The sequence below is a fragment of the Stenotrophomonas sp. PA-6-5C genome (assembly GCF_021605635.1).
Taxonomy (GTDB): Bacteria; Pseudomonadota; Gammaproteobacteria; order Xanthomonadales; family Xanthomonadaceae; genus Stenotrophomonas; species Stenotrophomonas lactitubi.
Genome location: NZ_WKEE01000054.1, coordinates 24,905 through 36,157, shown reverse-complemented (window position 1 = coordinate 36,157; position 11,253 = coordinate 24,905). Strand labels below are relative to the sequence as shown.

The 11,253-nt window shown below is 66.3% G+C and carries 9 protein-coding genes; 4 read left to right on the top strand and 5 right to left on the bottom strand.

The features are described from left to right. The first annotated feature begins 582 nt into the window (after positions 1–582). The 3 genes from prpE (at position 583) to GIW57_RS19395 (ending at position 4,249) form a co-directional block, all read left to right on the top strand. Positions 583–2,463 (top strand): propionate--CoA ligase, encoded by a 1,881-nt coding sequence (prpE, locus tag GIW57_RS19405; protein ID WP_236512391.1) that lies wholly within the window; start codon positions 583–585, stop codon positions 2,461–2,463. Between the two features lie 192 nt (positions 2,464–2,655). After that, positions 2,656–3,159, top strand: coding sequence for a hypothetical protein (locus GIW57_RS19400; protein WP_100463218.1), 504 nt, complete (start codon positions 2,656–2,658; stop codon positions 3,157–3,159). Between the two features lie 46 nt (positions 3,160–3,205). Beyond that, on the top strand, positions 3,206–4,249 hold the full coding sequence (locus GIW57_RS19395; RefSeq protein WP_236512390.1) for a suppressor of fused domain protein: 1,044 nt from the start codon (positions 3,206–3,208) through the stop codon (positions 4,247–4,249). 65 nt (positions 4,250–4,314) lie between these two features. Here the strand turns inward: GIW57_RS19395 and GIW57_RS19390 are convergent, their stop codons facing one another. The 5 genes from GIW57_RS19390 to GIW57_RS19370 all read right to left on the bottom strand — a co-directional run bounded on the left by GIW57_RS19390 (position 4,315) and on the right by GIW57_RS19370 (position 9,702). Continuing rightward, positions 4,315–4,926: a glutathione S-transferase N-terminal domain-containing protein gene (locus GIW57_RS19390; RefSeq protein WP_100463223.1), complete on the bottom strand. Its 612-nt coding sequence runs from the start codon at positions 4,924–4,926 to the stop codon at positions 4,315–4,317. Positions 4,927–5,012: 86 nt separating this feature from the next. Next, positions 5,013–5,471, bottom strand: a complete 459-nt coding sequence (locus tag GIW57_RS19385) for a cell wall hydrolase (protein WP_236512389.1) — start codon at positions 5,469–5,471, stop codon at positions 5,013–5,015. 299 nt (positions 5,472–5,770) lie between these two features. Further along, positions 5,771–7,801, bottom strand: a complete 2,031-nt coding sequence (locus GIW57_RS19380) for an NADPH-dependent 2,4-dienoyl-CoA reductase (RefSeq protein WP_236512388.1) — start codon at positions 7,799–7,801, stop codon at positions 5,771–5,773. 100 nt (positions 7,802–7,901) lie between these two features. Further along, positions 7,902–8,543, bottom strand: coding sequence for a hypothetical protein (locus GIW57_RS19375; protein WP_089239033.1), 642 nt, complete (start codon positions 8,541–8,543; stop codon positions 7,902–7,904). Between the two features lie 139 nt (positions 8,544–8,682). Then, positions 8,683–9,702: a zinc-binding alcohol dehydrogenase family protein gene (locus GIW57_RS19370; protein ID WP_236512387.1), complete on the bottom strand. Its 1,020-nt coding sequence runs from the start codon at positions 9,700–9,702 to the stop codon at positions 8,683–8,685. Between the two features lie 358 nt (positions 9,703–10,060). On the opposite strand from GIW57_RS19370, the gene GIW57_RS19365 reads away from it, so the two are divergent. Next, positions 10,061–11,149, top strand: a complete 1,089-nt coding sequence (locus GIW57_RS19365) for an OmpA family protein (protein WP_100463239.1) — start codon at positions 10,061–10,063, stop codon at positions 11,147–11,149. The last annotated feature ends 104 nt before the right edge of the window (positions 11,150–11,253 follow it).

Below are 11,253 nucleotides of genomic sequence, written 5' to 3'. Positions count from 1 at the left end.
AGGCTTGGCAGCCGCTTGCTCGTGTGCGCTGTCCTGCGCACACGGCAAGACCGGGGTTGGGCATCCTGCCCAACCCGCCCGAGGCATGCCTCGGGCCCATGCGGCTGACACCCCGCAATCCGACACCACCCCGCCTTCGACAGATTTCCGATGTCTGATGGATCCACCTCATGCGTGGATGAATCTCCATCGAAATCGAATATTTCGATAAGTGAACGACGAGCATCCACGCATGGCGTGGATCTACGTGTCGACCAAGGTCGACACCCACCAAGAGCAAGCCATGACATTCCGACAGATCGCGGGAATCTGTCGAACGCGGGGTGGGTCCGGTTGCGGGGGCGTGAGCGCCATGGATGGCGCGACCGAGCCTACAGGGACGTATTCACGGCGTCCCCCGCAACCGGACCCGCCCCGCCATCCCTCAGTAGCCCAGCTTTTGACGTTGACGTTGACGTTGATTCTGCAGGTGCAGGGCTGCAAGCCCTGCAGAACAAACCCCACCCCCTACCAAGGTAGGGCGGCCCGCGCGCCAGCGCCGGACTATGCTCGAACCATGACTTTGTCTGGGAGGGCTGCGTCATGAACTACGAGGAAACCTACCGCCGTTCGATCGACGAGCCGGAGGCATTCTGGGGCGAGGAAGCCAAGCGCATCCATTGGCACAAGCCGCCGCAACAGGTGCTCGACTACAGCAACCCGCCATTCCGGCGCTGGTTCGTCGGTGGCGAAACCAACCTCTGCTACAACGCCGTCGACCGGCATCTGGCCGACCGCCCGGACCAGCTCGCACTGGTCGCCATCTCCACCGAAACCAACAGCACCCGCGAAATCACCTATCGCCAGCTGTATCGCGAAGTGAACGACTTCGCCGCCGTACTGAAATACCTTGGTGTCGGCCACGGGGATCGCGTGGTGATCTACATGCCGAACATGGCAGAGGCCGTGTTCGCCATGCTTGCCTGTGCACGTATCGGTGCGGTGCATTCGGTGGTGTTCGGTGGTTTCGCCGCGCACAACCTCGCGCTGCGCATCGACGATGCCAAGCCGAAGCTGCTGATCGCTGCCGATGCCGGCATGCGTGGCGGCAAGCTCATTCCGTACAAGGCGATGGTCGATGCCGCCTGCGCCGAAGCCAGCAATCCGCCGCCGCATGTGCTGATCGTGTCGCGCGGGCTGGATCCGGCCGAGCCCCGCATCGAAGGGCGTGATGTCGAGTACGCCAGCCTGCGTGCGCAGATCGGGCAGACCGATGTGCCGGTGCAATGGCTGGAGTCGAGCGAGCCCAGCTACCTGCTGTACACCTCCGGCACCACCGGCAAGCCGAAGGGCGTGCAGCGCGATGTCGGTGGCTATGCGGTGGCGATGGCGCAGTCGATGCAGACCGTGTTCGACTGCAAGCCCGGGCAGGTGATGTTCTCCACCTCCGACGTCGGCTGGGCCGTGGGCCATTCCTACAACGTGTATGGCCCGCTGATCGGCGGCTGCACCTCGCTGCTGTACGAAGGGCTGCCGACCAACCCTGATCCGGGTATCTGGTGGGCGCTGTGCGAGCAGTACAACGTACGCACGATGTTCTCTTCGCCGACGGCGATCCGCGTGCTGAAGAAGCACGATGCCGATTTCATCCACCGGCACGACCTGGATACGCTGAAATATCTGTTCCTGGCCGGCGAGCCGCTGGACGAACCGACCGCACACTGGATCAGCGACGCGCTGGGCAAGCCGATCATCGACAACTACTGGCAGACCGAAACCGGTTGGCCGGCATTGACCCTGCTGCCCGGGCTGGACATGAAACCGGTGCGTTTCGGTTCACCAGGTTTCCCCAATCTCGGCTACCGGATGAAGGTGATCGACGAGAACACCGGTGAAGAAGTAGCTGCCGGGCAGAAGGGCGTCCTGGTGATGACGCCGCCGTTGCCGCCGGGCTGCATGAGCACGGTCTGGAATGACGACAGCCGCTTCCTGCAGAGTTACTTCAGCCACTTCAAGGAACTGCTGTACAGCTCGCTGGACTGGGCCATCCGCGATGACGATGGCTACACCTTCATCCTGGGTCGCACCGACGATGTGATCAACGTGGCCGGCCACCGCCTGGGCACGCGTGAGATCGAAGAGGCCATCTCCAGTCACCCGCGCGTGGCCGAGGCCGCGGTGATCGGGGTGAAGGACGAGTTGAAGGGGCAGGTGCCGCTGGTCTTCGTGACGCTCAAACAGGGCCTTGATGGCGAAGACCCGGCTGCGGTGGTGGCCGAGATGATGGCCACGGTGACCGCATCGCTGGGGGCGGTGGCGCGGCCGGCGCATGTGCACGTGGTCAACGCCCTGCCCAAGACCCGCTCGGGCAAGCTGCTGCGGCGTTCGCTGCAGGCATTGGCCGAGCAGCGCGATCCCGGCGATCTGTCGACGCTGGACGACCCGGGCGCGCTGGAAGAGATCCGCCGCGCGCTGGGCCGTTGACCCGGTCCTGTAGAGCCGAGCCCATGCTCGGCTGCCCGGGTCAGGTACACGCAGCCGAGCATGGGCTCGGCTCTACAGAGATCCAGCGGTGCTGCAGCGCAGCTTCCTCGCCGCCACCGGTGCGCTAAGCTCGCCCCGGGGAGCGTGCCCGCAAGGGCACGCATGCGTATCGCATCGAGGGAAGGGGGAGCTATGGCACTGCTGCATGCCAAGACGGCCGCTGGCCGCCAGGAGATCGAAGACCGCGCCCGACGCCTGCCGGCGGCGCTGCGCTCGATCCTGTTGATGGTTGACGGCCAGCGCGATGAAAGCGAACTGCGCGGCATGTTTGAAGGACTGCGGGCGCCGCAGGACGCGCTGGAGCAGTTGGCCGCACTCGGCCTGATCGAAGTGGTCGGCGGCAGGGCCGAACCCGCCCCGCAGCGCGGACTCTGCAGCGGCCGCGAGCAGGATCCGGCGCTGTACCAGCAGTTGTACGATGCGATGAGCGATGCCGTGCGCCGCCATCTCGGCCTGAAAGGCTACTTCATGCAGCTGAAGATCGAGCGCTGTACCGACGCGATCACACTGGAACGGCTGTGCCCGGAAATGATCGCCGCGATCGGCAAGGCGCGCAGCCCGGCGCTGGCACAGCGCTGGTGGCAGGAGATCCAGGTGTCGCTGGCACCGGTCACCGCCGAGGTCGTGCCCGGCTGACACGCGGGGTAAAGTGGTCCGCTCTTTTTCCGCCCAGGAGCCCCGCATGCAGGACGACACCGATACACCCGGTTGGGATGCGATCAATGCCGCGCTGGCGCCGCTGTACGCCGGCCAGGAGCCGCGTCACTTCGGTACCGCGTTGCCGTACACGCTGGGTGGCCAGGATCCGCTCGACGGCATCAGCGTGTACTGGGCGGAGGCACCGGTTCCGCATTGGCACTACATCACCTACGGCCTGTCGGAACTGTATGCAAAAGAGAGCAGCGATGCGGCCACCAGTGGCTACGGCTTCGAGCTGACGTTCCGCCTGGCTGCCGACAAGGATGAGCATGCGGACAGCACACCGCCTGCGTGGCCGATGAACCTGCTGCAGAATCTGGCGCGCTATGTGTTCAGCAGCGGCAATGTGTTCGAGGATGGGCATCACCTCAACGCCAACGGCCCGATCGCGCTGGAGACCGATACCCGTCTCTGCCATCTGGCGTTCATTGCCGATCCGCAGTTGCCCGCGCGCGATACCGCCAATGGGCAGCTGCAGTTCCTGCAGGTGGTGGGGCTGACCGATGAGGAAATGGGCGCGATCAAGCGCTGGTCCACGCGCGGTGTGCTGCAGGTGCTCGAGCCGGCGATGTCGTTGTGGATCACCGATCTGCATCGCGGCAACCTGCTGGATGATCCGGCGCTGGCCGCGCAGGTGCAGGCCGGCAGCGAGCGTGAGGGATCCAGTACAGGCATGTTGTTCATCGAGACGCTGGACTGGCGGCAGACGGCCGGCATCACCACGCTGGTGCTGGGGGCAGGGCAGGTCGGCAGCGTGGGTGAACTGCTGCCACTGCGCCTGCGCCACGGCAAGGCACTGACGCTGGTCAGCCGCGAACGGCAATGGGAGTTCATGCCTGCCACCGATGGCGCCGCTGCGGTGGAGAGCGACAACGTGCGCTGGCTACTGGACGACGCGGCGTTGCAGGCCTGGCAGGACGTGCGGCCGGAACGCGGAACCTACACGGTGTCGAGCACGTTGCAGGTTGAAGTGGTGCCGACGTTCCTGCGCGATGCGAAGGGCGAAGTGATCCGCGAAATCGGCTGACAGCGTCGATGGAGCCGATGGGGTCAGAGCCGTTCGCGATGCGAACGGCTCCGACCCCGGTTCCATCAGGCCAGGCCTTCGGCCTTCAGCGCCGCCTGCACGCCCGGATCGGCGTCCATGCGCGCCTTGTAGGCGGCGAGGTTGTCCAGGCCCGACAGGTCGACCTTGGTGCCAGCGGCCCAGCGCAGGGTGATGTAGAAGTAGGGATCGGCGAAGCTGCGGAAGCCTGCCAGCCACGGCTTGTCGGCCAGCTGCTTGTCGGCGGTCTCGAACAGCGCGCGCAGGCGCTTGTGTGCAGCGGCGCGGATCGCGTCGTACTGCCCTTCATCGGCGATGAACTTGCCCGGCGAGAACAGCGGCGAGAACGCCGGGTGCACGTCGGAGTTGACGAAGGCCAGCCAGCGGGTGGCTTCAGCGCGCTGACGCGGGCTGCCATCGCCGCCGAGACCGGCCTGCGGGTAGGTGTCGGCGATGTAGCCCATGATCGCTGCGTTCTGCAGCAGCACGAAGTCGCCATCGACGACCGCCGGCACGGCGCCGGCCGGATTGATCTTGAGGAATTCCGGACCCTTCAGGGTGTCCTTGTTCAGCAGTTCGACCTCGAACGGCTGGCCGGTCCACTGCAGGGCGATGTGGTCGGCGGTGGAACAGGCACCGGGCTTGCTGTACAGCTTCATGGGAACTCCAGGCGGGGTGTGGCGGGAAACCCCCACTATCCCAGAGCCCAGCCGCATGCGGCAACGCTGCCGCCGGCAACGGATTGTTACGACTGCCGGGGCTTGAGGTTCTGCACCTTGTAGAAGGTGTGATCGCCGATGGTGGCCACCTGGTAGGCGTTGCGCCAGTTCGGGCTGGCAATGGCCAGCGCAGCGAAGTGGCTGGCACCGGGCACGATCTCGCGGCGCTCACCGGCCGGCAGCGCCCAGTTGCGCTCGGCGTCGAAGGCCACGTCCATCGCTTCACTCCAGGCCGCATCGTTGCCCAGCTGGGTGCCGGGGGAGAGGATGGTGGGGGCGAACTGCTTGCGCGCGGTAACCACCTGGCACATCGAGTCGCCCCAGAGGCCGCTGTCGAGGCGACGCAGGGCGACCTCGGCCACGGCCTGCTGGCCACGCAGGGTCTGGTCGCGGGCTTCCAGGTAAACGGTGGTGCTCAAACACAATGAATCAGCGGCCGGCTGCGGCAACAACTGCGACAGCCAGAGAATCCAGGCCAGTTTCATATAACTCCTTGCTCCGTGTGGGACGCACCTGGCGGTTCCAGCAGCGCAGGCTGCTGGAGGCGGGGTACGACTTGGCGTCATGGGGAGGCGGCCATCGGGGCTGCCCCGTGGGCGGCCCCAAGAACACGATCGTGGATCGATCGGCGGGGTCCGCACCGGCTCACCGGAAACTGGCTGGTGAGCGGAAAGATGGCGCAAGGTAGGGGGGCATTGCCGAACGCATCCTGAATCGTCCGGCTTGACATTCAGCTTGGGGGCCGGTGACGGAAATCACATTCCGGCCCCCATTCAGGTATTGATCAGAGCGCGGCGGCGACCCGGCTGCCCTGATCGATGGCACGTTTTGCATCGAGTTCGGCGGCCACATCGGCACCGCCGATCAGCTGTGCGGCGATGCCGGCGGCCTGCAGTTCGACCTGCAGCGCGCGCTGCGGTTCCTGCCCGGCACAGATCACCACGTGGTCGACCGGCAGCAGTTGTTCGCTGCCCTCGACGCGGATGCGCAGGCCCGCATCGTCCACGCCCAGGTACTCGACACCACCCAGCATGCGCACGCCCTTGGCCTTCAGCGTGGCGCGGTGGATCCAGCCGGTGGTCTTGCCCAGGCGTGCACCGGGCTTGCCGGCGCTGCGCTGCAGCAGCCACAGCCTGCGCGGCGACGCCTCCACGGCCGGCCGGGCCAGCGCGCCGCGGGCCTCGAAGGTGGCATCCACGCCCCATTCGGCCATCCAGCGCTGCGGGTCCAGCGATGGGGAAGGGCCGTCATGGGCAAGGAACTCGCCGACATCGAAGCCGATGCCGCCGGCGCCGATGATGGCGGCGCTGGCACCGACTTCGACCCGGCCCAGCAGCACGTCCAGGTAGTTCACCACCTTGGCGTGGTCGGCACCGGGGAAGTCGACCTTGCGCGGTACGATGCCGGTGGCCAGTACGACCTCGTCGAAGCCGGCCAGGCTGGCCGCGTCGGCACGGGTGCCCAGACGCAGCTGCACGCCGGTCTCGGCCAGCTTGTGGCGGAAGTAGCGCAGGGTCTCGTGGAACTCTTCCTTGCCGGGAATGCGCTTGGCCACGTTGAACTGGCCACCGATCTCCTCGCTGGCGTCGAACAGGGTGACCTGGTGGCCGCGTTCGGCAGCGACGGTGGCGCAGGCCAGGCCGGCCGGACCGGCGCCGACCACGGCCACCCGCTTCGGTGCGGTGGTCGGGGTATAGACCAGTTCGGTCTCGTGGGCAGCGCGCGGGTTGACCAGGCAACTGGCCAGCTTGTTTTCGAACACGTGGTCCAGGCAGGCCTGGTTGCAGGCGATGCAGGTGTTGATGGCCTCGGCACGGCCGGCGCGGGCCTTGTTCGGCCACTGCGGATCGGCCAGCAGCGGACGTGCCAGCGACACCATGTCGGCCCCGCCATCGGCGAGGATGCGCTCGGCCACCTCGGGCATGTTGATGCGGTTGGTCGCCACCAGTGGCAACGTCACGTGTGGCTTGAGCTTGGCGGTGACCGCAGCGAACGCACCGCGCGGTACCGACGTGGCAATGGTCGGAATGCGCGCTTCATGCCAACCGATGCCGGAATTGAGGATCGTCGCGCCGGCTGCCTCGATGGCCTGGGCCTGCTGCACGATCTCTTCCCAGTTGCTGCCGTCTTCGACCAGGTCGACCAGCGACAGGCGGTAGATGATGATGAAATCCGGGCCGCAGGCTTCGCGGATGCGACGCACGATCTCCACCGCGAAGCGCATGCGCTGCGCGGCATCACCGCCCCAGCGGTCGTTGCGCTTGTTGGTGCGCGGGGCGATGAACTCGTTGATGAGGTAGCCCTCCGAGCCCATCACTTCCACGCCGTCGTAGCCGGCCTCGCGGGCCAGCTTCGCGCTGTGTGCGTAGTCGGCGATGTGCCGCTCGACGCCGCTGGCCGACAGGGCGCGCGGGGTGAACGGATTGATCGGCGCCTTCAGCTTCGACGGCGCTACCGACAGCGGGTGATAGGCATAGCGCCCGGCATGCAGCAGCTGCAGGCAGATCTTCGCGCCGTGCTGGTGCGCGGCGGCGGTGAGCTGCCGATGCGGACGCACTTCCCAGGGCCAGGACAGCTTGCCGCCGAACGGCTTGAGCCAGCCCACCACGTTCGGCGCGAAACCACCGGTGACGATCAGGCCGACGCCGCCTTCGGCGCGCTCTGCGAAATAAGCGGCCAAGCGCGGGAAGTCGCGTGCGCGGTCTTCCAGGCCGGTGTGCATCGAGCCCATCAGCACCCGGTTGCGCAGCTGGGTGAAGCCCAGGTCCAGCGGGGCGAACAGGTGGGGGTAGGCGCTTTCGTTGGCTGGCGACATGTCGATACGCTTGCGTACGGAAGCGCGAAGGGTGCCGCGAAACGGCGCCGGGGGCAAGGGCTGGCAGATGGGTAGCGCCGGTCCATGCCCGGCGACGCGACTACCCGTGGCCGCGCTGCGCGCTCGCCGGGCGTGGCCCGGCGCTACCGACCGCCGGCCGGCCGATCCCGAACCAGCCGAGGGTGATCCCGCACAGCGGCCCGATCAGCAGTGCGAAGGCGAGCGTGCCGACGCCGACGTTGCCGCCCAGCCACCAGCCCAGCAGCAGCACGCTGCCTTCGATCAGGCTCCGCACCTTCCAGATCGGCCAGCCGGTGCGCGCGTGCAGCCCGGTCATCAGGCCATCGCGCGGGCCAGGGCCCAGCTTTGCGCCGATGTACAGGCCGGTGGCCAGCGCCACCAGCAGCATGCCGGCGCAGAACATCGCCACCTGCCAGCCCAGGCCGACGGCCGGGGGCAGCAGCCACAGCCCGAACTGGGCCGAGGGGCCGATCAGCATCACGTTGAGCACGGTGCCGACGCCGGGCTTCTGTCGCAGCGGCCACCACAGCAGCAGTACCAGCGCGCCGATCACATTGGTGGCCAGGCCGAACGACAACGGAGTCTGTGCAGCGATGCCCTGCGACAGCACGTCCCACGGCGCGACACCGATCGCGGCGCGGATCATCAGCGAGGCGCCGAAGCCATAGAGGAACAGGCCGATGATCAGTTGCAGCAGGCGCAGGGGCAGGGCGGTGGGCATGACAGGCTCGGGGCAGGGGAATCTGTTTCCACCCTATCCCCGAAACGGGCCATTCAGTAGATACAGATGCCGGCCAATCCACCGCCACAGGCTGCGCCGGGCACAGCGTCGAGCCGTGCCGGGTGCACGTAGTGGTGACTCAGTCGTCCCAGCCGGCCAGCGCCAGTTTGCCGATGGTGCGGCCGCCGGCCAGGCGCTGGTGGGCGGCTTCCAGGTTGGCCGCATTGATCGGCCCCAGCACTTCGCTCAGCGTGCCGCGCAACTGGCCTGCATCGATCATGCTGGCGGCGCGGTTGAGGATGCGGTGCTGCTCGATGCGGTCGGCGGTGGCAAAGCGCGCACGGGCGAACATGAATTCCCAATGGATGCCGATGCACTTGGCCTTGTAGGGATCGCCGATGCGCAGCGGGCCGCGCGGTTCGACGATCAGGCCGATATGTCCCTGTGGTGCCAGCAGCTGGCCCAGTTCGTCCCAGTAGTGGTCGGTATCGGCAAGGTTCAGTGCCACCTGCACGTCGTCGATGCCAAGCGCCTGCAGCTGCGGCAGCAGGGGCTGGCGATGATCGATCACATGCTGGGCGCCCATCCGCCGGCACCAGTCGATCGAGGCTTCACGCGAGGCGGTGGCAATGACCTCGAAGCCGGCGTGGTGGGCCAGCTGGATCGCCATCGAGCCGACGCCGCCGGCACCACCGATCACCAGCAGGCGCTGGCCGGCGTGGCGGCGGTCATCAAGCAGCAGGGGCATGCGCTGGAACAGCAGTTCCCACGCGGTCAGGGTGGTCAGCGGCAGCGCGGCCGCTTCGGCGAAGTCGAGGGTGGTCGGTTTGCGCGCCACCAGTCGCTCATCCACCAGCTGATATTGAGCGTTGCAGCCGGGGCGTGTGACATCTCCGGCGTAGTAGACCTCGTCACCGGAGGCGAACAGGCTGGCCTCCTCGCCCATGGCTTCGACCACGCCTGCCGCGTCCCAGCCGAGAATGCGCGGCGTATCCAGCGATGCGGCCGACGTGCCTGCACGCAGCTTCCCATCCACGGGATTGACGGAAAGTGCTTCGACACGGATCAGCAGGTCACGGCCCCGCGGCGGCTGCGGTGGCGGCAGCACCAGATCGCGCAGGGCAGGGGCGGATTCACGGCACAGGGCGACGGCTTTCATTGCGGCTCCAGCTCGGTTCCTGTCTGCATCATAAGGTTCCTCACTTCGATGGGCGCGCGCTGAACCGCTTTGTGATAACCAGTGTCAAAACTGTCGCATCTGGCTCTTAAACCCATCCAAACCCTTGTGGTGTGTGGGTCTTGCGGATTTTCATCATCCTGTATAGGGTTTCAACGTCGGACCGGTGGCCGGTCGTGCGCAGCGCTTCACATGTTACGGGACTGTTAACATGGCCTTCACCCGCCTGAGCATAATGTTCGCGGCGGTGGCGTGCTGAATCGGCTGTCTGAACATCGACGCAGTAGTGCTGGCCCATGCCTCTACCGGTTTCATACCCCCGAAATAGGAGCTGTACTCAATGAACAAGAAGATCCTTACTGCCGCGCTGCTGGGCGGTCTGGCATTCGCCCAGGCTGCGTCGGCGCAGGAGTTCGATGACCGCTGGTACCTGACCGGTTCGGCCGGCTTCAACTTCCAGGATAACGACCGTCTGACCAACGACGCTCCGTTCGTGACCCTGGGTCTGGGCAAGTTCATCAGCCCGAACTGGTCGCTGGACGGTGAGCTGAACTACCAGAACCCGAACTTCGACGCCAACCAGGATCAGAACTGGTCGCAGTACGGCGTGTCGTTCGATCTGCGTCGCCACTTCATCAAGGAAGGCCGCGGCTGGAACCCCTACATCGTGGGCGGCCTGGGCTACCAGAAGTCTGAAGAAGAGTACGCAGCTGGCCCGAACGGCCCGGCCGACCGCAAGGACGGCAACGTTGCCGCCAAGCTCGGCGTCGGCCTGCAGACCACCTTCGACAAGCGCGTTGCTGTCCGCGCCGAAGTGGCCTACCGCGCTGACTTCGACGACCAGAGCATCGCCGCGCGTGACGAAAGCTGGTTCGGCGACGTGCTGGCTTCGGTCGGCGTCGTGATCCCGCTGGGCCCGGCCCCGGTGGCTGCTGTTCCGGCACCGGCTCCGGTTGCCCCGAGCTGCGCCGACCTGGATGACGACGGTGACGGCGTCAACAACTGCGACGACAAGTGCCCGAACTCGCAGCCGGGTCAGACCATCGGTCCGGACGGTTGCCCGGTGCCGGTCTCGATCGACCTGAAGGGCGTGAACTTCGACTTCGACAAGTCGAACCTGCGTCCGGACGCTGTGGCCATCCTGAGCGAAGCCACCGAGATCCTGAAGCGTTACCCGGATCTGCGCGTTGAAGTCGCCGGTCACACCGACTCGAAGGGTACCGACGCTTACAACCAGAAGCTGTCGGAGCGCCGCGCCACCGCGGTGTACAACTACCTGACCAAGAACGGCGTCGACGCTGGCCGTCTGGCCGGTCCGATCGGCTACGGCGAGAGCCGTCCGATTGCGCCGAACACCAACCCGGATGGTTCGGACAATCCGGAAGGTCGCGCCAAGAACCGTCGTACCGAGCTGAACGTCCAGAACTAAGTTCTGACGCTCTGCCAGTAAGACACAGCAGGACCCGGCTTCGGCCGGGTCTTGTTGTTTGTGCGGTCCGGAATGATGAATCAGCGCTTGAGTGGCGACCGTTC